At 34.8% G+C, this 23,721-nt stretch carries 18 protein-coding genes; 8 read left to right on the forward strand and 10 right to left on the reverse strand.

Translation table 11 applies throughout. From position 1 onward, the window contains the following. Positions 1-249 precede the first annotated feature (249 nt). From M0051_RS18070 to M0051_RS18085, 4 genes are read right to left on the reverse strand one after another with little or no spacing between them, the layout of a single operon-like run. Complete coding sequence (locus M0051_RS18070) at positions 250-3,690, reverse strand: efflux RND transporter permease subunit (protein WP_306742963.1); 3,441 nt, start codon at positions 3,688-3,690, stop codon at positions 250-252. 10 nt (positions 3,691-3,700) lie between these two features. Then, entirely contained in the window at positions 3,701-4,822 is a 1,122-nt protein-coding gene (locus M0051_RS18075; protein ID WP_306742964.1) for an efflux RND transporter periplasmic adaptor subunit, read from the reverse strand. A 31-nt stretch (positions 4,823-4,853) separates the two neighbouring features. Next, positions 4,854-6,200, reverse strand: coding sequence for a TolC family protein (locus M0051_RS18080; RefSeq protein ID WP_306742965.1), 1,347 nt, complete (start codon positions 6,198-6,200; stop codon positions 4,854-4,856). 10 nt (positions 6,201-6,210) lie between these two features. Beyond that, a complete protein-coding gene (locus tag M0051_RS18085) occupies positions 6,211-6,819 on the reverse strand; it encodes a TetR/AcrR family transcriptional regulator (protein ID WP_306742967.1) in 609 nt (202 codons plus the stop codon). A gap of 280 nt (positions 6,820-7,099) precedes the next feature. On the opposite strand from M0051_RS18085, the gene M0051_RS18090 reads away from it, so the two are divergent. Further along, entirely contained in the window at positions 7,100-7,960 is an 861-nt protein-coding gene (locus M0051_RS18090; protein ID WP_306742968.1) for a hypothetical protein, read from the forward strand. A gap of 28 nt (positions 7,961-7,988) precedes the next feature. On the opposite strand, the gene M0051_RS18095 is transcribed toward M0051_RS18090, so the two are convergent. Then, the gene (locus M0051_RS18095) at positions 7,989-9,647 is read right to left on the reverse strand and encodes an AMP-binding protein (RefSeq protein ID WP_306742970.1); all 1,659 of its coding nucleotides are present in this window, start codon (positions 9,645-9,647) and stop codon (positions 7,989-7,991) included. A 197-nt stretch (positions 9,648-9,844) separates the two neighbouring features. Then, complete coding sequence (locus tag M0051_RS18100; protein WP_306742971.1) at positions 9,845-10,240, reverse strand: HU family DNA-binding protein; 396 nt, start codon at positions 10,238-10,240, stop codon at positions 9,845-9,847. Positions 10,241-10,765: 525 nt separating this feature from the next. Here M0051_RS18100 and asnS point away from each other — a divergent pair. The 3 genes from asnS to M0051_RS18115 all read left to right on the forward strand — a co-directional run bounded on the left by asnS (position 10,766) and on the right by M0051_RS18115 (position 14,940). Further along, positions 10,766-12,211, forward strand: coding sequence for an asparagine--tRNA ligase (asnS, locus tag M0051_RS18105; RefSeq protein WP_306742972.1), 1,446 nt, complete (start codon positions 10,766-10,768; stop codon positions 12,209-12,211). Between the two features lie 548 nt (positions 12,212-12,759). After that, on the forward strand, positions 12,760-14,214 hold the full coding sequence (gene rpoN / locus M0051_RS18110; protein WP_306742973.1) for an RNA polymerase factor sigma-54: 1,455 nt from the start codon (positions 12,760-12,762) through the stop codon (positions 14,212-14,214). Positions 14,215-14,328: 114 nt separating this feature from the next. Then, a complete protein-coding gene (locus M0051_RS18115) occupies positions 14,329-14,940 on the forward strand; it encodes a hypothetical protein (protein ID WP_306742974.1) in 612 nt (203 codons plus the stop codon). Here the strand turns inward: M0051_RS18115 and M0051_RS18120 are convergent. Next, on the reverse strand, positions 14,934-15,353 hold the full coding sequence (locus M0051_RS18120; protein WP_306742975.1) for an SPOR domain-containing protein: 420 nt from the start codon (positions 15,351-15,353) through the stop codon (positions 14,934-14,936). The genes M0051_RS18115 and M0051_RS18120 overlap by 7 nt on opposite strands. A gap of 10 nt (positions 15,354-15,363) precedes the next feature. Next, positions 15,364-15,786, reverse strand: coding sequence for an SPOR domain-containing protein (locus tag M0051_RS18125; RefSeq protein WP_306742976.1), 423 nt, complete (start codon positions 15,784-15,786; stop codon positions 15,364-15,366). Between the two features lie 316 nt (positions 15,787-16,102). Here M0051_RS18125 and M0051_RS18130 point away from each other — a divergent pair, with 316 nt between their 5' ends. Together M0051_RS18130 and M0051_RS18135 are read left to right on the forward strand one after the other, a co-directional pair. After that, complete coding sequence (locus tag M0051_RS18130; RefSeq protein WP_306742977.1) at positions 16,103-16,495, forward strand: methylglyoxal synthase; 393 nt, start codon at positions 16,103-16,105, stop codon at positions 16,493-16,495. 87 nt (positions 16,496-16,582) lie between these two features. Next, positions 16,583-18,886, forward strand: coding sequence for an inorganic phosphate transporter (locus tag M0051_RS18135; RefSeq protein ID WP_306742978.1), 2,304 nt, complete (start codon positions 16,583-16,585; stop codon positions 18,884-18,886). Between the two features lie 71 nt (positions 18,887-18,957). Here the strand turns inward: M0051_RS18135 and M0051_RS18140 are convergent, their stop codons facing one another. Together M0051_RS18140 and M0051_RS18145 are read right to left on the reverse strand one after the other, a co-directional pair. Continuing rightward, on the reverse strand, positions 18,958-19,644 hold the full coding sequence (locus tag M0051_RS18140; protein ID WP_306742979.1) for an NAD-dependent deacylase: 687 nt from the start codon (positions 19,642-19,644) through the stop codon (positions 18,958-18,960). Positions 19,645-19,654: 10 nt separating this feature from the next. Further along, a complete protein-coding gene (locus M0051_RS18145) occupies positions 19,655-20,503 on the reverse strand; it encodes a hypothetical protein (protein ID WP_306742980.1) in 849 nt (282 codons plus the stop codon). Between the two features lie 179 nt (positions 20,504-20,682). Between M0051_RS18145 and dnaG the strand changes: the two genes are divergently transcribed. Together dnaG and M0051_RS18155 are read left to right on the forward strand one after the other, a co-directional pair. Beyond that, positions 20,683-22,638, forward strand: a complete 1,956-nt coding sequence (gene dnaG, locus M0051_RS18150; RefSeq protein ID WP_306742981.1) for a DNA primase — start codon at positions 20,683-20,685, stop codon at positions 22,636-22,638. Positions 22,639-22,701: 63 nt separating this feature from the next. Continuing rightward, the gene (locus M0051_RS18155; RefSeq protein WP_268192123.1) at positions 22,702-23,226 is read left to right on the forward strand and encodes a pyridoxamine 5'-phosphate oxidase family protein; all 525 of its coding nucleotides are present in this window, start codon (positions 22,702-22,704) and stop codon (positions 23,224-23,226) included. Positions 23,227-23,721: the final 495 nt, after the last annotated feature.

A 23,721-nucleotide genomic window follows, 5' to 3' on the forward strand; every position in this document is an offset into this window, starting at 1 on the left:
GATAAACAAATCATATTTAATGATGAAAAAATCATTTTAATTTTTAATAAATAATTGTATAAAATTATTTAAATCAACATGTTATCAGTTGCGATTTAAGATACATGAAGATGATAAATTGTGAGTGAAATAAGCCATATATTTTATTTCAACAAATACATATTGTTTATATTGAGTAGATCTGAAAACACCATTATTATTAGGATAATAAAAAGCCGACGATAAGTCGGCTTTTCTATATTGTTATATCTATTTATTTCTTTGAGAAAAATCATAAAATCGATGCTCAATTTGTGTTGAAAGTCGGAACATCACAGGTGCAATTACCAAAGTTAAAAAAGTTGCAACAGTTAATCCAAATATTACCGTCCATGACATCGGCCCCCAAAAGGCAGTACTATCACTACCAAATGAAAGGTGTGGATCGAATTCACTCAAAAGAGAGAAGAAATCAAAATTCATTCCAACGGCAAGTGGTAGCAATCCAAGTACAGTTGTAATGGCTGTTAGTAATACCGGACGTAAACGAGTTTTTCCCGCTTGTGCAATACAATCAACCTCTTCTGCAGAACTAAGGTATTTTCTATCGGTCATATCGGTTTCACTAATCTTTCTCTTTCTTAGCAAATCAATATAATCCACCAGTACAATACCATTGTTAACAACGATTCCTGCAAGTGAAATGATACCAATTCCTGTCATCAAAATTACAAATGGCATTTGGAAAATACCCAAACCTAGGAAAACACCAATTGTACTAAAAAGTACTGTAATCATGATAATAAGTGGCTTAATTGCAGAATTGAACTGCGAAACCAAAATTAAAGTAATTAAGGCCAAAGCAATCATTAATGCCTGGGTTAGGAATGCCTGAGTTTCCTCTTGCTCTTCTTGTTCTCCGGTAAGTTTATATGAATAACCTTTTGGCATTTCGAAATCAGCCAACAATTCTCTTACTCTTGTGTTAATGATATTAGCATTAAACCCTTCTTTCACGTTCGAGTATATGGTAACAACACGCGTGTTTTCAATACGATTTATTCTTTCGTAGGTTGATCCGTAAGAGTAATTCGCTATGGCCGAAATAGGAATCTGAACCATTTTATTACTGATAGGACTCATTACACTAATTTTTTGATTCATCAATGCAGGTACATCATATCGGTATTTGTCATTCAATCGAAGCATGATATCATATTCATCTTCTCCGTCTTTAAATTTAGAGACCTCTAATCCGTAGAGTGAATTACGTAATGCTCGAGCAACTTGATTTGTGGACAAACCAAAACGGCGAACCTTATCTCGGTCTATATTAATTAGCATTTCAGGTTTACCTTGATCCAAATCTAACTTCAACTCTTCAACACCTGGAATTCTATCATCATCAATCAGGTGCTTCACGCGATTTGCCTGAATTAATAAATTTTCAAAATCATCTCCCGAAACCTCAATATTTATTGGGTAACCAACAGGAGGTCCCTGATCATCTTTTTCCACGAAAATTTTAGCACCTACAAAACCTTCAAAATTTGCAGTCAGTTTCTTCATAATTTCAGAAGTGCTAATGCCACCACGATCTTTAAATTCAACAAATGAAATTGTTGTTAATGATTTGTTGGCCGCACGACTTGATTCAAACATTCCACCTTTACCAGAACCAACGTTGGTTGATTTTGATCGGATGATGTCCTCATATGGTTCCATGGTTTTATTCACAATTACCTCAACACGTTTGGTAAGTTCATTTGTTTTGTGGATATCTGTTCCTAAAGGCAATTCCATGGTTACATAAATGGATTTTGGATCATTATCCGGGAAGAAAACGAATAGTGGTTTTGTGCTAAAGTAGAACGCAATTGATAGGATCATTAGAACAAATGTACCTACAAAGAACAAAAGAGGTCTGATTCCTTTTAATGCAAATCGCAGTGTTTTTTCGTATCTATTCTCAAGAATTACAAGCAATTTGGTTTGAAACCAGCGAGCAAATGGTTTTAAAGCAACCAGGTTGAACAAAACTATAACACCAATAAGCATTAAAAGATTGGCAATAAGGAAGGTTTCCAATACACCAAATATCTTCATGATATAGAATGGCAGAGATACAACAAGAAATGAACTTCCAATAAGAATGAATTTCTTTTTATTCATTTTTTTGTTCACATCATCAAGCTTTACAAAAGTTGCTGTAAATACAGGGTTAAGAATCAATGCAACAAACAATGAAGATGCCAATACAATAATCAATGTAATTGGAAGGTATTTCATAAACTCACCCATTATTCCACCCCATAAAAGCAATGGGAAGAATGCAGCCAAAGTGGTTGCCGTTGATGAAATAATAGGACCAGCAATTTCACTCACACCTTTTTTGGTTGCTTCCAATTTTGATAAACCTTCTTCGTGCAGGCGGTATACGTTTTCGACTACCACAATGGCATTATCAACAAGCATACCCAATGCCAAAATCAAAGAGAACAATACCATTTGATTTACCGTGTAACCAATTTGGTTTAGGATGATGAAGGAAATTAACATTGACATAGGAATTGCCAAACCCGAGAACAATGCATTTCTTAATCCCATGAAAAGATAAAGAACGATTATTACCAGTAGCATACCCATGATTATAGAGTTCTCCAAATCGGCAACCTGACCACGAACATCTTCAGAGGTATCATCTGTTACGGTTACGATTAATCCCCTTGGAAGCGAACCATTTTCTTTTTCCTCACCAATAATTTTGTAAATGGCATCGGTTGCTGCCAATAAGTTTTCACCAGATTTTTTAGTAATTGATAAAGAAACTACAGGTTGGTTATTTAATCTCGAAATGGAAGAAAGTTCTTCATAACCATCTTCAACTTCAGCAACATCTTTCAGATACACTACTCTACCATTAGTAACTTTGACAATTGTGTTTTCAATTTGTTTCATGCTGGTATAGTCGGCACTTGTACGTATACTTCTTCTGGTATTATCAGTAATTAATGTACCAGCACTAACCGTTACGTTTTCATCGCTAATTGCCAATTCAATATCGTGGAAAGTAACACCGTTTGCTTCCATTTTGTGCAAATCGGCATTAATTTTAATTTCTCTTTCGTCGATACCTTTGATATCTGCCTCTGAAACTTCAGGAAGAGCTTCAAATTTATCTTGTAACTCTTCTGCAAACTCTTTTAAATCTTCTAAGCCAAAGTCACCCGAAAGGTTTACGTTTAGGATCGGAAAATCTGCAAAATCCACATCTTCAACAATTGGATCCGTATCCAAATCATCAGGCAGTTCGCTTAAGGATTTGTCAACCTTGTCTTTGGTGTCTTGAAGAGCTTGCTTAACAGGTACATCTGTGTTAAACTCTACCACAATTAAACTCATGTCTTCGTAAGAAGCTGAACTTAATTTCTTAACTCCCTTTAATGATTTTAATTCCTTCTCGATGGGTCTGGTAACCAGGTTTTCAATATCGATAGGAGAATTTCCCGGATAAGGAGTTGTAATCATTATATTGGGTATCACAACTTCGGGGAAATATTCTCTTGGCATGCTTTGGTACGAGAACCATCCAAAAGCAATAAGAATGAAAGTCAGAATAAAAATGGAGTTTTTATTCTTTAACGCACCAAACGTGGGCTTAAACTCCCGCTGAACTTTCTCAGCAGAAGCATTATCTTTTATATTATCCATTTTCTGCGAATTACTTTGTGCTAATTAGTGTTCCGTTTACAACTTGCGAATAACCTTCAGTAATGATTTTATCACCTAGTTGAATTCCTGATTCAATTAAAGAAAGGTTGTTGTAGGTTTTTGCTATTTGGATGTAAGCTTTTACGGCAATTAAGTTTTCACCTTCTTTTTTAGCCACGTACAAATAGCTGCCCTCAAAATCTTTCTTTACAATTATTGATGGAACTACAATGGCATTGTCAATTTCGTAATCTTTAATTTTAAGGACTGAAATTAGGTTTGGCTTAATTTTATGTCCCGGATTGTTCAGGTTAACACGAACTTTAAAACTTCTGTTTCCAGGATCAATAATATTTGAAGTACGATAAATCGATGCACTAGTACGAAAGTTGATAGCAGGAAATTCTAATTCGGCCTTCTCGCCAGCTTTAATGTAGTTCAGGTAAGTTTCGGCAACATCGGCTTCAACATATACTTGATCGATATTTACCAATTGTGCAAAAGGAATGCTTGGTCCTGCCAACTCACCTTTCTTTTGGTGAATTTCATCGATAATACCATTAAATGGAGCAGTAATAATTGCCATGTTTTTTTGAGCTTGCAATCCCTCAATTTTTCTTTCTAACGATTCTTTGCTTGATTTGGCTGTTAGGTATTCAATTTCGGAACCTATTTTTTGTTCCCAAAGTCTTTCCTGACGTTGATAAACAGTAGTTGCTAATGCTAAATTGGTTTTTGCTTCATCAATATTTCTTTGAATTTGAGCAGTATTTAATTTTCCAATTACATCACCCTTTCTTACTTTTTGTCCTTCAACAACATCAATAGAAATGATGTTACCATTGGCCTCAGGAGTAATTGTGATATTCTTGTCAGCTTCAACATTACCGGTTACCTGGATAAAATGTTCAAATTTAGAATTTGTGATTTCTGTAACAGCTACACTTACTGCTTCATCGGTATTGCTTTCGCTCCTAATTTCTTTTTCGAGTGCAGAGATTTTCTTTTTTAAAGTAGCAAATTCCGTTTTATATTTTTTCAATTGATCTTCCTTGCTCAATTCATTGTCTGCATTCTTGGCAGAACATGCAAATAGTAGAGGAATAATTGTTGCAATTAATATTTTTTTCATCTGATTATGGTTTTTGTAGGATGTTTCTTAATTATAATTTTCCAAGAGCCTTATCAAAAGCAATTTTTGTACTCAGTAATACAAGTGTTGAATTAATGTAATTCGAATGTGCATCCAGGTATTGCTTTTCATTTTCCGACAATTCTGTGCTAGTCGAAATCCCTTCGTTAAATTTGATAATGGTTTTGTCGTATATTCTTTTAGCGATGCTTACAGCTTCCAGATTGTTTTCGTATGTTTCCTGTGCATTTAGCAAGTTCGAAAATGATAAGCTCAAATCCTTTTTTAGGTTTTGTTCTGTACTGGCCATATCATTTTCAATTTTCATGTATTCAATTCTTTGCTGCTTTACTTTCGATCTTCTTTTACCTGCTGAAAAAATAGGCATACTTAAACGTAAACCAATAACTGAAGATTTAAACCATGGAACTTCTGATTTAAATACGTTTCGAAAATCTGTACTGGTATTTTTCCCACAATTGTAAAAAGCGGATATGGTTGGCAAATATTGAGCTTGCTCATTTCGAATCAGTAGTTTTTGCGATTTTAATTGTGTCTCCAAAATCCTATAATCAATATGAGAGGAAAAGTCATAACTACTTACTTCAGGAGTTGTTGAGCGTATTGGATCCACAAGGTTTTCAAGATTGTTGCTTAACTCAATTTTTTTCTCAATATCCATTCCCATGGTATATTTAAGAACAGTTAATGAAGTAGAAATGGCTCTTTTTGCATCTGACAATTGAGTTTTGTTTCGATTAAGATTCAATTTGATCTGATCTACATCCAATTCTTCGCGAAAACCATTTTCCCAATAGGCTTTGGTTTCGTTCAGTAACTTTTCATTGATGGCTAGATTTTCTTTTACGGTTTTATAATTGTCTTTGGCAACCAAAACGGCATAATAAGCCTGAGCAACTGCGTCTTTAATTTCAATTTCCGTTTTCTCTTTCTGATCTTTTGAAAGTTGCACGAAAACTTTAGCTGCCATTGTACCCACAATATACGAGCCGTCAAAAATTTTCTGATTCACACTAATTGAAGCAGTACTTCCATATTGCTGACCAAATTTTACAGGTGTATAACTTCCAGGTTCACCACCAAAAAATTCTGCAGGTAATAAAGACACAGCTACATCCAAATTGTTGCTATAGTCTGCAGAAAAATCTACTTGTGGTAATCCATCGGCAATGGTTTCCCATACTTTTTTTCTAGCTACTTGTAGGTCATAATCGGTCCCCTTTACCGTATATGAGTTTTCCAAAGCGTATTCTTGTGCTTCGGCAAGAGTGAAATTTATTTTGTCCTCAGTTTGAGCTTGTGTGGGATAACTGAACACAAGAAAAATCACTACAAATGATAGTAGGATGTTTTTCATTATTTCTGATCTATTTAAAATTATTTTTAACGTATTCTATTCCTTTAACTGTACAAACGCCATGTAAATGGTAAAGCCCTAGTTCTCGGTGATACTCAATATTTGAGATATCTTCTTTTTCGAGTATAAGATTATCCGATTCTGCCATATTCATATAAAAGCGAGCCATAGTTTTACTAATCCATTCTACATTGATTTCTGGTCGAAATAAACCTTCTTCTATTCCCTTTTCAAGATTTTGAGACAATTCATTTTGAAAGGTTGTAAGTTTTGCCAGGTGAAATTTGTTCCACAACTTTGGATAATATTTTCGCAAGTCATAGCGCATAGATTCGCATGAAATTGCTATCTGATTTACAATAAACTTGTAAAATTCGATATACTGATCAATTGCATTTAAATGGCTGATTTCCTTCGATTGGAATGAAAAAAGTGGATGGTTAATTTGCCATTCCAAAGCTTGCTCAACCAAATCGGACTTGTTTTTAAAGTGCTGATAAATGGTTTTTTTCGAGATGCCAAGTTTACTGGCAATATCATCCATGCTTACACTTTTTATTCCAAACTGAAAGAACAACTCCCAACAAATTTCTATTATATCTGTTCTCTGATTTTTCATCTAGCAAAGATAATCACATAACACTGTGGAAACTCAAAATGTTCTTTAAGTTTCCTAATGTTTCTGTTAAATTTTGTTAACATTCAGCATTTCAACACTTCAAACTCATTTGATAAGCTAAAAATAGACTTATAAAAAAGCATATTAAGCCATAAATAGGTAACCATTTCATTTTTATCGGTAAGTGGTATTTTTTATTCGGTTTTAACATTTTTCAAAAATTATTCCGATTTTATAATAAATTGAAGAATTTTACGCTTTCTATTTAAAGCTATAACCTATGAGAAAGTTAATTTTTTTATTCTTGGTAAGTACTTTCTATATATCAGCGGCATATGCTCAGGTGCCGTTAGTTGGAGGTGAGAGAATTGATTATTACAGTTCCTGGACAGATAGAGGTGCAAAAGTTGTTCCAATGGGCGAAATACACTTAAGTGCTTTGGCCAAAAGTAGGTATGGTAATTATCCCAAAACTGAATTGAATTCAGAATTATTACTTTTTCCATTGGCGCCAAATATTGGATTTAAACATCAATGGTTTGGGAAGAATACCATTTTATCTAGTCAGCATACCTTTTATTATCCCACTTTAGGATTAAAATGGGCAAAAAGTTCAGGTTTTAAGGATCAGATTCCCGAAACTGCTAATGTTCCGCATATATTCACATTCAGAAATGAATTGATATTAAGTCGAATACTTAATCCACAACCTGAAGATTGTTTTATTCGCACACCAGACTTGGTATTAACAGCTCGTGTTGGTTTCGATTTCTCATTAAAGGCAGGCGATGATAATTTTCCAAAGTTGGATTACTATTTCTTGTATCAACGATCGGGTTCTTACTACGATGATCAGAAAGTGTATTTTGCAGGATTAGAGTTGGCAGGAAATGTTTACCGAAATTTTAATTTTTCAATTTCGGCCGATTACTACAATATCGATTTTGGAGGAGAATATGCAGTAGAGAGTCAAGGGAAAATACATTGGCATAAAAACAGTAAGTTTTCGGTATCGGCTGGATACAAAACTTATTATTTAAATAATGATACAAAAACACAATTGTTCTTAATGCCTGTAGTCGATTTGGTATTCAAATTAAATCATCGTAAAAAACTGCAAAGGGGATTGTTCAAAAAATAAGCCGATCTAAACAGATCGGCTTTCTTTATTATTCGCGATACAAATTTGTATACAAATATCGTTTAATATTTCGCTTAGGAGTTTTCTTAAATTCTTCGGGGAACAGGATGATTCTCGAAACTTTCATGTAAGCCGGTAAATCCTTGTTAATAATCTGCTTGTCCTTATCTAAAGCTTGTTGAATTTCATCTTTATTCAATCCTTCGGCATCACAAGCTTCGTAATCAGGATAGATTAAAGCAATTAGTTTGTGATCTTTATCATCGGTAACAATACATTCCTGAACAAATGGCATATTGTTCAAAGCCGCTTCAATTTCTTCGGGGTAAATGTTCTGTCCCGATGGTCCTAAAAGCATGTTTTTACTTCTACCACGTATATATATTGTATCGTCGGCATCAACTACTCCCAAATCACCGGTACGTAACCAACCATCTTCGGTCATGGCCTCGGCAGTAGCTTCAGGATTTTTGTAGTAACCTTTCATTACATTATCACCTTTCACCTGAATTTCGCCAACCACTTTATTAGGATCTTTCGAATCGATACGAACCTGCATGCGATCAACTACCTCACCACATGAGTGAGAACGGAATTTTTGTGTAGGACTGTAACTAATTAACGGACCACATTCTGTCATTCCATATCCAACAGTGAAAGGGAATTCGATTTTCTTCAGGAAATCTTCAACTTCTTTGTTTAAAGCAGCACCTCCAATAATTACCTCAATAAAATTACCTCCAAAGGTTTCGATCAATGAGGTTCTTATTTTCTTATAGATTTTCTTTTCCAACAAAGGAATCTTAAGCATTAGTTTTACCCTGCGGCTTTCCAATACTGGAAGAATTCTTTTCTTGTAGATTTTCTCCATAATCAGGGGAACCAAGCAAATGAGCTTTGGTTGTACATCCTGAAAAGCTTTGGTAATGATCTGTGGAGTAGGAACACGTGATAAAAATACCACATGACATCCACAGCAGAACTCGGTTAAGAATTCGAATAAACAACCGAATACATGGGCCAATGGTAAAAATGAAACTACCTTATCTTGTGGTCTTAAATCAATATAATCAAAACCAATTTTTACGTTTGAGTACAAACTTTTAAAAGGCAACATTACTCCTTTCGAAAATCCCGAAGTTCCTGAAGTATAAGAAAGAACAGCGATATCATCTTCTTTTGGATCGGCAAAGTTTAATTTGGCCTTACTTATTGCGATTTCCTTCGATTTTTTATTTGCTTTTTCTACTGCCTTATTTAGTTTATCGCATGATGAGCAAAGTGGTTCAAATTCTCCAAGAGAAATGATTCCCATCAATTTTTTCATTTTGTCATCATCAATCTTATTGAAAATGTTTTCGGTGGCAAAAAGTAATTTCGACTCCGAATGAGTAACAATATGATGTATATCACTTGAGTTAAAATCAGGCAGAATAGGAACAATAACAGCACCATAAGTAAGGGTACCCAAATAGGTAACTGCCCAGTTGTTTAGGTTGCGACCTATAACGGCCACCTTATCACCTTTTTTTATCCCTAGTTCTTTAAACAGAAAGTGCATCCATTGAATTCTTTGGGCTACTTCCTGAAATGTAATTGTATCTTTTTGGTAGTTTGTAAAAGCTGGATGTTCCCAGTTTTTCTGAATCGTTTCCTGAATGGAACTGACTAACTTATTTTGAATCATTGATTTACTTTGATTGATGCAAGATCTAAAGATAGTAATCTTGCAAAAAAATCATAAACCCGAAATATGTTATTTTCTAATCTTGGAGATAATGTTCCAGAAAATCAATTATTTATGAAATAGTAAAAAATCTGGAAAAAAATATTTATTAGCGCATTAAAGGGGGTTATATACTAATTGATGACTTTAGTAATGATTCATTTTTTCGTAGGCAACTTCTTAAAGCTAGTATTTTGCAAATCTTTCTTTACTCTTGTACTTGGTCGAAACGCCATCTTTACCCCTTTAACATTGTAGCGACTAACTTTCTCTGGAGAGTCTGATCCTTCAGCATTAATATGCAATGAGAATGTGCCCAAATCACCTAGTTCAACAGAACAATTATCTTTTAAATAATGCGGAATTAAGCTGGTAAATGCTTCCAAAACTCCAATTACATCAATGGTACTAAAGGTTGACATTTGAGAAATATCCTCAGCCAAATCTCTTAAATCCTTTTTGGCTCTTTTGGTAATTCTTGGATAATAAGGTTTACAATCTTCTTCCTTTTTACTAGGAGGAACTATTTTTACCACATTGTATTCAACACTCATACAGTATCTTTACTTTAAAATGAAATTAGGTTTTAATTAAAACTACCTTAAGTTATTAAAATTTGAGCATGGTAAAAAATAATTATTAGCATGGTGAAAGTTGATTATTACCATGGTAATAATTATAAAACCTAAGTACGTTTAATTGCTTTTGTACGTAAGTTTTGTTTAAAAGCAAGGTATCTAATGTAATCAAACCCTTATTATAGGAATTGAATTGATAGATATACCGATTTGCTAACTCTGATTTGAGGATTTACGAAAGCAGGTATTGTAATGTGGAATAAATGATATAGACAATAAATCTATTTCCTCTTTTTTTCAATTAATTAGCACAGAGTAAACCGTATTGCAATCAATTTTTATATTTTTGTAGTTCGATTTTGCGTAAAGTGATTTTTAGATGCATTATCGTTCACAAATAGAAATATTTAGAATAAGTTATTCTTGTTTGAGAATGGGAATAACTGAGGGCTGTCAGCTTGGTGCTGCTAGCTAAAAAAGTCTCATTAAGTATTAATTAAAATGGAACAGAAAAGAATTAAGATCAAAGAGCTGTTGGCTTCTGCAGAAGCAGGCAGTACGGTGAATGTGAAAGGATGGGTAAGAACAAAGCGCGGTAACAAGCAAATTAATTTCGTGGCTTTAAATGATGGTTCTACTATTCAAAATCTTCAGGTAGTTGTTGATGTTCCTAATTTTAATGAGGACTTGTTGAAAAAAATCACAACTGGTGCAGCCATTTCGGTTGATGGAGAAATTATTGAATCGCAAGGTAGTGGACAATCTGTTGAGATTGCTGCTAAAAATATTGAGATTTTAGGTGTTGCTGATCCTGAAAAGTATCCGTTACAACCTAAAAAACACTCTTTAGAGTTCTTAAGAGAAAAAGCGCATTTGCGTTTCCGCACCAATACATTTAGTGCAGTATTCCGTATTCGTCATGCAATGGCTTATGCAGTACATGAGTTCTTTAACAAGAAAGGATTCTACTACATGCATACTCCATTAATTACCGGTTCGGATGCCGAGGGTGCTGGCGAAATGTTTAGAGTATCAACTCTTGATCCTAAAAATCTGCCTTTAAACGAGGATGGAACAATCAACTATAAAGAAGATTTCTTTGGAAAAGAAACCAACCTTACCGTTTCTGGTCAGCTAGAAGGTGAGTTGGGAGCTATGGCTTTGGGTGAGATTTACACTTTTGGTCCTACTTTCCGTGCCGAAAACTCAAACACAACTCGTCACTTGGCTGAGTTCTGGATGATTGAGCCTGAAATGGCATTCTATGATATCAAAGATAACATGGATTTGGCTGAAGAATTCTTGAAGTATATGATTAAATATGCTTTGGATAACTGTATGGATGACCTTCAATTCTTAAGCAAGCGCTTGCAAGAAGAAGAAAAAGGTTTAAAAGCAGAAGATCGTCAGATGGAGTTGATCGAAAAATTGAAGTTTGTATTGGAGAACGACTTTGTTCGTTTGACTTATACTGAGGCTATTGATATTCTTCGTAACTCTAAGCCAAACAAGAAGAAGAAATTCCAGTACTTGATTGAAGGTTGGGGAGCTGACTTACAATCGGAGCATGAAAGATATTTGGTTGAGAAGAAATTCAAGAAACCAGTTATCTTGATCGATTATCCTAAAGATATTAAGGCATTCTACATGAAGCAGAACGACGATGGAAAAACGGTTGCTGCAATGGATATCTTGTTCCCAGGAATTGGTGAAATTGTTGGTGGATCGCAACGTGAGGAAGATCTTGACAAATTAATGACCAGAATGAAAGAAATGGATGTTCCTGCTGAAGAAATGGATTGGTACTTGGATACTCGTCGTTTCGGATCTGCAACTCACTCGGGTTTTGGTCTTGGTTTTGAAAGAATGATGTTGTTTGTTACTGGTATGGGTAACATCCGTGACGTAATTCCGTTCCCAAGAACTCCAAAGAATGCAGAGTTCTAGTAGAAATATCGATTAATTTGACGCTCTCACTCTCAGTGAGGGTATCGGTAAAAAGATATATAATATATTAAGCCGTGTCACTTTTGTGATGCGGTTTTTTTATAATTACGAATTAGCAATTACGATATTGTCTTGTTTTATGAATCAAGCACCAGAGGTGCGTCATCTTTGTAGCCCAGTTCATAGTGAGAGGAACGAACGAAGGGCTGGGAAAAAATATAAGAATAAAAATCGTCGCAACAGCATAGTAGAGATAAGAGTTTTGGTTTCCTGCGACGAAAAAAGACATACCTATATATAATGTATACAAAACCTTAATACATCAAGAAGATCATCTGCGTCTTAATCAATAACCCCTTATGGGATTTATTCGTACCCCAAACTCAAGTCGGAGCAAGAAATTCACAACATTAAAAGCTGATAACTAAGAGCTGAATGTTGAGTGCTATTTACTTTAATCTTTTTTAACTTTTTCGTTTTGGCTTGATATTTGTGTGTTCAGCGCAGATTATGTATCTTGCTTCGACTAAACCAGAACACGAAACAGAATGCTAAAGCAAAGTTTACAGCAAAAATTATTACAAAAGTTATCGCCTCAGCAAATACAGGTGATAAAGCTGTTGGAACTTCCAACTTTGCAGCTTGAGGAGAGAATTAAGAAGGAATTGGAAGAAAATCCGGTTCTTGAAGAAGGCGAAAAAGTAGAAGAGTTTCAAGATTCAGCCCAAACTGAAGATACAAACGATCGTGATACCGATAAAGAAGAATTTACTTTAGAGGATTACATGAACGACGAGGATATTCCATCCTATAAATTATCGGCACAAAATTATTCCAAAGACGATAAACACGAGGAAATTCCTTTTTCGGGAGGAACTACTTTCCACGAATTGTTGATTTCTCAGTTGGGATTGAGAATATTGGAACCTGAAAAAGCTGCGTTAACCGAATATCTGATTGGGAATATCGATGAAGACGGATACCTAAGAAGAGATATTGACAGTATTGTTGATGACCTGGCTTTCTCAACAGGAATCGAAACTTCGTTCGAAGAGTTGGTAGAGCTACTTCGTGTTATTCAGGATTTCGATCCGGCAGGAGTAGGAGCCCGTGATTTACAAGAGTGTTTGTTGCTTCAGATATCCCGAAAGGGAAAACACAACCCTGATGTAAAGTTGGCTCATCTTATCCTGAAAAAGCATTTCGACGAATTTACCAAGAAGCATTACGATAAAATTCAGAAGCGCGTTGGTGCCAACGATGAAGATTTTAAATGTGCAATTGATGAGATTCTAAAATTGAATCCAAAACCAGGAAGTGCTTTCAACAATCCAATGGTTAAAGCATCGCCAACCATTATTCCCGACTTTATTTTGGAGGAGGAAGATGGTGATTTGCGATTAAGCTTAAATGCACGTAATGTTCCGGAGTTGCACGTTAGTCGTACCTATTCTGAAATGATTCAGGATTATGCTGGCAACAAAAAGAACCAAAGCAAAGAGCAGAAAGATGCCGTAATGTTTGTAAAACAGAAGCTCGATTCTGCAAAATGGTTTATCGATGCCATCAAGCAACGTCAGAATACCTTGATGGTAACAATGAATGCAATCATTGAGTTTCAGCGAGAGTATTTCATTGAAGGTGATGAGAGAAAGTTGAAGCCAATGATTCTGAAAGATATTGCTGATATCACAGGATTGGATATTTCAACCATTTCTCGTGTGTCGAATTCGAAATACATTCAAACACATTTTGGTATTTTCTCGTTAAAATATTTCTTCTCGGAAGGTTTGCAAACCGATACCGGAGAGGAAGTTTCTACTCGTGAAATCAAGAAGATTCTTCAGGAGTGTGTAGACAATGAGGATAAGAAAAAGCCATTAACTGACGATAAGTTGGCTGCTATATTAAAAGAGAAATCATACAAAATTGCGCGTAGAACAGTGGCGAAATATCGCGAACAATTAAATATTCCGGTTGCTCGATTAAGAAAAGAATTGTAAAAAGAATTAATATATAATTCGAATTGGTGCAAAGACAATTATCTTTGCACCTTTCTTTTGTTAAAAGATTAGTTGGTTAAAGACTGATAATAAATAGTATAATTATAATAGAATATGAATCTTTCAAGAATAATTTCAGGAGTAGCGCACCCAATGTTAATGCCTTTGTACTCCATTTTTGTAATATTTCACTCAGGCACTTTTCTTGATTTTACTCCACCTCAATTGATTCGTGTTATTTATCTGATAGTTGGAATTTCAACCATACTTCTTCCAATAAGTGTTCTTCCGCTTTTAAAGGCACAAAAATTTGTTTCGGATTATGGATTAAATGAAAGAAGAGAGAGAGTTGTACCATTGGCCTTTACCATTATTTTCTATGCATTGGGATTTTATCTTCTAATGAAATTTCCAATTACCAGAATTATAGCTCACTTACAATTGGCTGCAATTATTTCTATTGGTGTAATTGCTTTAATTTCTACAAAATGGAAAATTAGTATTCACATGGCTGGTATTGGTGGATTTATTGGAATGGTATTAAGCTTTACCATTCTTTATGCTGGTTCGTTAAGAGTATATTTTATGGCAGGGATTTTATTGGCAGGATTGTTAGGATATTCCCGATTAAAATTAAACCTGCACACTCCTTTGCAGGTATATGCAGGTTTTATATTAGGTTTTGTTGTTATTTTTTCAACAGTAATGCTTCTTCAGCTTTATTGACGAAGCAACCATAAATCAGGTTTTTTATTTAGCTTTCTCAAGCGTTTTAATTCTTTTATTGCCGATTCTTTATTATTAAAGGATTGAAGTATTACCCTGTATTTTCCATTTTTTTCCAACACAATGGAAGGATAACCTTTTTGATACAACCTGTCCTTAAAGGCATCGGCTTGTTTCTGATAATTGTAGCTGGCGGCAACAATATGATAGTCGAAAATTTCTCTGTTTTTGGCAATTTCAGCACTACTTAATTTAGGTTCTGGCTTTTCAGGTGGCGGAGTTAACTCCGGAACCTGTCTTTTTGCTGTTTGTTCAACAACATTTTCCTTACTAACAGTAGTAATCTTTTTCTCATCTTTACAGGATATCAGTAAAAGAAAAAGGGGAATGAATAGGTAGCTTAGTTTTGCCATGTCCTAAAAATTATCGTTTGATATATAGCCAGGTGTCTTTGTGTTCTTCTGTTGCTCGAACCGATGCCAACTCCTGAAATGCTAGTTTTCTATCCGAAAAAGCTTTGTATGAAACTCTGAAGAATCCATTTTTTGCATTGTGAATGTCAGAAACATAACCATCCTTCTTTAATTTAGATTGAAGTTTCTCGGCATTTGTTCTGTTTTCAAAACTTGCAACAATTAAAAAGTATTTGTTCGGAACTTTTTCCACAACAGGTTCCAATTTTTTCTTTTCAACAGGCTTTGGTGTAGGTTTTTTAACCTCTTTCTTTTTGGCAACTTTTTTAGTTGTTTCTTTTTTTACTGGTTCTTTCGCCTCTTCCTTACAAGAACTTAAGCCAATTCCACATATTAGAACGGACAATAACAGTATTTTAGATAGGTATTTCATATTGCTAGCATTAATATAATATTAACAAATTTACAATTTTATTACTGATTTGAAGAATACTTTGTTTATTTGTTATAATGTTTAAAAATTCAATATTATATATTATAATGCCGATCGATATTTGATATGCCATATCAATTTTTAAAAGATATGGTATCAATCAAATACAAATCGGTGTTGTACTAATCAGAAAAATACAAAAAACTTAATGGAATAGATAGAGTTCTTTTAACAAATACGTTTTTTTTTTAATTACATACACTTGTATTACATCGAAGAATTAAAATAGAAGATCAAAATTTATAAGAGATTAGATATGGAAAGTAAAAAAACAATTGCTTTAGTAGCGCATAACGAGAAGAAGAGCGTAATGCTTGCGTGGGTAAAAAGACACCTTGATGAATTGAAGAAGCACAAGCTAATAGGGACGACAAATACTTCTGAAATATTAAACTCAGTGCTGGATCTTGAGGTTGAAGCTTTTGGGCATGGACCTAATGGAGGTGATATTTTATTGGCGGCTCAAATTCTTGAAGGAAAGGTTGATGAAGTAATATTTTTAATAGATGCCGAAACACCTCATGGTCACGAACATGACATACAAACGTTAATTAGAACTTGTGTAATTAACAATGTGCCAATGGCTTTAAATGTTGCTACTGCAGATTTTTTAGTTAAGCTTAATAAAGGTGAAGAAACAAAAAGTTAACACAGAGTTAACACAAACGTAATAAAAACGAAACATTTTAGTCTCCATGTGTTAGTATGTTTGCGATGAATTTACGAACTTAATAACATGGAGAACTTTTATTTGTTAATTGTGGTAGTGCTATTTGCACTGGCCATTAGCGATCTTATCGTGGGCGTGAGTAATGACGCCGTTAATTTCCTAAACTCTGCATTCGGTTCTAAGGCTGCCCCACGTTGGGCAATCATGATTATTGCCAGCCTTGGGATTTTGGTAGGAGCAACTTTTTCGAGTGGTATGATGGAAGTAGCTCGTAAAGGGATTTTCCACCCAGACCAATTCTACTTTGCAGAAATCATGATCATTTTTATTGCGGTAATGCTAACAGATATTATTCTGTTGGATTTTTACAACACCGTAGGTCTGCCAACTTCAACTACAGTTTCGATTGTATTTGAGTTGCTTGGAGCTGCTGTTGCGGTTGCCGTAGTTAAAATTATGAACTCTGCGGATCAATCATTGCTTGATTTAGGAAGTTATATCAACTCAGCTAAAGCACTGGCAATTATTACCGGTATTCTGTTGAGTGTTGTTATCGCCTTCTTATCCGGTGCATTGGTGCAATGGGTAACACGATTGGTTTTCACGTACAAGTACGAGAAAACATTCAAGTATTTTGGTGCCATTTTCGGAGGTATTGCAATTACTGCGATTACTTATTTTATCCTGATTAAAGGTGCTAAAGGATCCTCTTTCATTACCAAAGATACTTTGGCTTGGATTAAATCTAACACTTTAACCATTATTGGTGTTTCTTTTGTTGGTTGGACTGTTTTATTACAAGCTTTAGTTTGGTTTGTTCGTTTAAACATTCTTAAGGTGATTGTATTGGTAGGTACATTTGCATTGGCAATGGCTTTTGCTGGTAACGACCTTGTAAACTTTATTGGTGTGCCATTGGCTGGTTTCAAATCGTTCCAGGCATTTGCTGCTAATCCAGGTACTGATCCTTATGGAATGACAATGGGTATTTTGAGTCAGAAAGTACAAACTGAAACTTACCTGTTGATAATTGCTGGTATTATTATGACCGTAACACTATGGTTGTCTAAAAAAGCAAGAACAGTTACCGAGACGGAGATTGGCTTGAGTAGCCAAAATGAGGGAGACGAAAAATTTGGATCATCGTTCTTTGCACGTTTATTAGTTCGTCGTTCATTATCAGCGAACAGCAACTTCAAGCGCATGATGCCAGCAACGGTTCAGCAAGGTATTGCGAATCGATTTAGCAAACCGGAAGAAGTAGCTATTCCTGGAATAGATCCTAAGGATAAGCCTGCTTTCGATATGATTCGTGCATCGGTTAATCTTACAGTTGCTAGTATCTTGATTTCGATTGGTACTTCTTTGAAATTGCCTTTGTCTACAACTTATGTGACATTTATGGTAGCAATGGGTACTTCATTATCAGATAGAGCTTGGGGTAGAGATTCTGCTGTATACCGTATTACTGGTGTACTTACCGTTATTGGTGGATGGTTCTTTACTGCCTTCAGTGCCTTTACAGCTGCATTTATTTTCGCTAACCTGATTAACTGGTTAGGTGGTATTGCAATTCTTGGACTGTTAATTCTTGCAGTAGTCTTTGTGGTTCGTTCTCACGTTTTCCACAAGAAAAAATCACAAGCTAAAGAGCAAGAGGTTACAGAAGATGAAGATACCATTATCATTAAAGGTGGAATTTTTGAACAATTGACTTTCGCAGTTTCTGGTATCACAGTTAAGATTCCTAATCTATATGGCAAAATCATTAACGGACTGGCTTTTGAAGAGCGTTCTAAATTGAAGGAATGCAATAAAAAAGCTGGCAAGTTAGATAAGGAAGCGAAACAGATGAAAGATCAGGTTCCTGCCATGATGAAGAAGCTGAGTGAAGATAGTATCGCAACAGGTCCTTTCTACGTTCAGTTGATTGATTACTTGCGTGAGATTGCACACTCGATGAGCTTTATTGCTGGTCCAGCTTTCGATTACGTTGATAATAATCACAAGACATTGATTAAGGAGCAGGTAAATGAATTAAATATCATTCAAACCAAGCTTGATGATTTCTTCAGAACAATTAACCGTTTGTTGAAAGACAGCAATTATGAAGTTGCTGAAATTGAAAATGCTCTTGAGAAACAAAAAGATTTGTTGAAATCAATTCGCAAGTTCAGAAAAGAGCAAATCAAGAGAATTAAAGCTGAAAAAGTTGGTACTAGAAATTCAGTTCTTTATTTAGGTATCCTGAATGAAACCAAGAATCTAACTTTACACGCTGGAAATTTATTGAAAGCTTCAAGAGACTTCTCAGGTTTTAATGGTGAAGAAGTTGATTCAATTATTGAAGAAGACTCTTTGGAAGATTAATTTAAATCATTAATAATATAGAAAGCCGGAATATTATATTCCGGCTTTTGCTTTTTATAATGGAGTTCAAATTATTTGAGTTCAAGAATCTCGAAAAGTTTTTTCATTCCTACACTCGCTACTTCTGTTATAAATGTAATGTTGCGATTGGAGTGAACGGTGGGTTGATTCGGATCGATAATAAAAATAGGAGTATTAGCAGGAGCATAATCAATTAAGCCAGCCGCAGGATAAACATTTAAAGAAGTACCTATTATTAATAAGATATCAGCTTGAGATACTATTTCAGCTGCTTCAGATATGGCAGGAACACTTTCGCCAAACCATACAATGTGCGGTCGAAGTGGTGATCCTTTTTCACATTTATCTTCTAAACCTAGTTCCCATTTATCAAGTTCATATACCAAACTTGAATCAACCGTACTACGTGCTTTTTTCAATTCGCCATGCAGATGAAGGATTTTTGAACTGCCAGCTCTTTCATGCAAATCATCTACATTTTGGGTTACAATGTGAACATTGAAATGCTCTTCCAGCTTTTTTATAAGGTGATGTCCATGGTTGGGTTCACATTCAAACAACTGCTTTCTTCTTTCATTGTAAAACTGATGAACCAAATTGGGATTGTTATGCCATGCAGTAGGACTGGCAACTTCCATAACATCGTATTCTTTCCACAACCCTCCCATATCGCGAAAAGTTCTGATACCACTTTCGGCACTCATACCTGCACCGCTTAATACAACTAGTTTTTTCATGAGTATAGATTTATCGGGCTATTCGTTTAAAATCTTTTTCTAAAAATGAATCACTTTGTTTCTTTTTAATCATGTGATAGTCAAAATAATAAAAATCTGAATCGCTGGCACCAACCAATATCTTAAAACATCTTGCTTTTGTTTTTGAGTTTTCAGGTCCCACTTTGTGAAGGAATACTACATTCTCTTTTTTACTATCAATTGCTTCTTCAACATCTTCTTTTGTAACAATTTTTACCTTGCCTGGATAAACCTTATGGATTTTTGCCAAACTATTTACTTCTTTTTGTAATTCCTCTTTAATAAGGTAAAGTGTTTTGCCTTGAAGCAAGGATGCATTTTTATTGTAGTATTTTAATACGTTAGCCGATATAATTTGAGGGTTTTGACTGACCAATTTCACATGATTTTGCATGAACCTGATAAAACAAGGCAGTTTGTATGAATAAACATCTTCTTGCACATGTTTGTACGATAAAGGAACCGAGCATAAATCGGGCATGTTGGCAATTCTTTGTTGCTTACTGCCCATAACAAGGCTTAGAAAATTATATCTGGCTTTGGTTTTATCTTTATTAAAAGTAACGATGCTATTAATAATAAAGGAATACTTGGGATCGAAGCGTTTTTTCTCGAATTCTTTATTCGAAATGAACCCAAATTCAGTAATGGTCCAATTGTTTTTTATTACATCTTTTATCCTAAAATTGTATTCGCTCATAGGATTATCATCTAAAACAATTAGGGTTTTGGTTTTTGCAAAAGCTGAATAATCATTTGCTGTAGGCAGATGTTCTTGTGCTTTACCAATAAAGCTAAAAAGACAAATAAAAATTGCTGTGAGTAATAGTTGTTTCATCATTTCGATTTGTTAAAAATTCAAATTACGTATTGTAATGTACGATCTGAAAAAATAGGAATGCTAAAGTATATGCTTATAAAACTAAGCATCCTTGATTATAGTATGTTTATTTTATTCAAATTTAAAAGTTTTCAATCGGTGAGCGAATATCAATCTTGTTTTCTATTTTTGTTCGTATGATTGATCAGTCTACAATATCAAGAATTTTTGATGCTGCAGAGATATCTGAAGTGGTTTCGGATTTTGTTACTCTTAAGAGAAGAGGTGTAAACTTTTTGGGTTTATGTCCTTTTCACAACGAGAAAACTCCTTCATTTACAGTATCTCCAGCAAAAGGTATATATAAATGTTTTGGATGTGGTAAAGGGGGAAACTCTGTAAACTTCATCATGGAACACGAGCACCTCGATTATGTAGGTGCATTAAAATATCTGGCAAAGAAATACAATATTGATGTAATCGAACAGGAATTATCGCCAGAACAAGAGAAGCAGAAGAACGATAGGGAAAGTATGATGATCGTAAATTCTTTTGCCCAAAAAACTTTTACTCATAATTTGCATCAGAATCCGCAGGGAATGGCTGTTGGAATGAGTTATTTAAGAGAGCGTGGTTTCCGTGACGACATCATTAAAAAGTTTCAGATTGGATTTTGTCTTGAAGAATGGGAAGCATTCTCGAAACAAGCTTTAGATAGTGGATACAAGAAGGAATATCTTGTAAAAACAGGTTTGAGTATTGATAAGGAGAACCGCTTAATTGATAGATTTAAAGGAAGAGTAATTTTTCCGATTCATGGAATTGCGGGAAGAGTATTGGCCTTTGGAGGACGTACACTTCGAAATGATAAGAAAACGGCCAAGTATCTGAATTCTCCAGAATCCGAAGTATATCACAAAAGTAGAGTACTGTATGGTATTTTTCAGGCAAAGAAATCAATTGTTCAGAACGACAAGTGCTTTTTGGTTGAAGGATATACAGATGTAATATCTTTTCATCAGGCTGGAATAGAAAATGTTGTTGCATCTTCTGGTACTGCACTTACTCCAGATCAAATTCGTTTGATAAAAAGATTTACCAATAATGTTACCATTATATATGATGGTGACCCGGCTGGAATAAAAGCATCATTGCGAGGAATTGATTTGGTTTTGGAACAAGAGGTAAATGCCAAAGTTTTGTTGTTGCCAGAAGGTGAAGATCCAGATTCATTCTCAAAAACGATGGGAGCAACTGAGCTTACCAACTATATCGAGCAAAACGAAACAGACTTTATCGTTTTTAAAACGAACCTGCTTTTAAAAGATGCACAGGATGATCCGGTAAAACGTGCAAACCTAATTATTGATATTGTTCGTTCCATTGCCATAATTCCTGATGCTATTGTACGGTCAGTTTACGTGAGAGAATGTAGTGGTATTTTGAATGTGGATGAGCGAGTTTTATATACAGAGATTAATAAAATCATTCACAAGCGTAAGGAGGAAGCCTGGAAAAGAAATCAACGACCTGATTTTAATGAACCTGAACCCGCTAAGAAAATGGCAGAAAATTCAGGCTTTTTAAGATCGGGCAACGAATGTGACTTGGAAGAGCGTGCATTGGTTCGCTTTTTACTGAACTTTGGCTCCGAGGTATTATTCCGAGATAAGAACAAAAATGGCGAAGAGGTAATTACTCTGGTTGGTACATTTATTATATCTGAACTTCAAAAGGATGAACTGGAATCGATAAATCCATTATATCAGTTGGTATTTGATCAATACGGTTCAAACATGAATAACGCAGATTTTAATGCAAAAACTTTTTTCCGCGATCATACCAATGAAAAAGTAAGTCAGCTTGCCGCCGATATTTTAAGTGAACCTTACGAGGAAAGTAAAATCTGGACCAAAAATGGAAGTTTTGTAGAGTCTATAATTGAAAAATTAAAGGATTTGGTTCCTAAAATGGTGAACGAATACAAGGGCAAAAAGGTGAGAATCCTAATGAAGGAAGTTCTGGATGAGATGCAAAAAGCCCAGCAAACGGGTAATGCTGACCGAATGATGGAACTGATGCAACAAAAAATGGTGCTAGATCAGATAAAAAATGCTATTTCAAAAGAATTGGGAAATCGAACAATACTTTAAACTAATACTAACCAAACTGTAATTGGTTTCCGTACTGCTTACAGTATACTTGATAATAAAAGGATGAGAACAATATTTATAGAAGACAAAACACAAATTGATGAAATTATTCGTTCATGTGAAATCTGTAATCTTGGAGTTATTGATACTGAAAACAGGCCATATGTTGTACCAATGAATTTTGGATACCATGATGGTTATATTTATATGCATGGCGCCGATTTTGGTAAGTTAATAGATGCAATGAAAGCAAACCCACAAGTTTGTGTTACTTTTTGCACACCGGTAGAACTTGCTGCACAAGATGCTCATGTTGCATGTAGTTATAGAATGAAAGGAAAAAGTGTTGTTGCCCGAGGTAAAATTGAGTTCATTACCGATTACGATGAAAAAGTTGATGCACTAAATATACTTATGGCACAGTATACCGATCGTAAATTTACCTATAATTCCCCAGCAGTGAAAAATGTTGAAGTTTACAGGTTAAAACCGGAAGAACTAACTGCGAAGGAATTTGGAGCTCCACATGGAAACAACTTCCCATGGCAAATTGAAAGAGATAGAAAAAAATCAATGAAAGACTTATAAATACAGCAAGCCTTCTCGTTAGAGAGGGCTTTTTTAATATTCCTTAACAAATGTTTTAAGAGCTTAACCAATTTGGATGCTACTTTTGAATCGACATATTTAAGTAGTTAAAATTTCGGTTAGAAACGAGAACTAAGGTTGGAACCATCTCAAAAGTTTCAGCCTTATTTTTTTAAAAAAATTTTTCCATCGGATCTTCAGTAAGTTAGCTTGTGTTGGTTAAAAAACTTGCGTTTTTGATTTGGAAAGCTGGGAAAGTATGCTTTATCTTTGCAGCCGCTTTACAAAGGTAGGGCGATAGGGAAAACATGATGAAAAGGGTGGTTTAACCAGGATTTGGATTGGTGTTTTTTCATTTTGAAATTTTTAAAAGTTTTTTTCGAAAGTATTTGGAATTGTAAAAGTAATTTATTTATCTTTGCAGCCGCTTTTGATTGGGATGGCGATTCTTTGGAGCACTAGTATCTATGAGGCTTTCGAAAGGATTTAAATCTT

Origin of the sequence: Marinifilum sp. D714 (assembly GCF_030851345.1) — a bacterium.
Lineage (GTDB): Bacteria > Bacteroidota > Bacteroidia > Bacteroidales > Marinifilaceae > Marinifilum.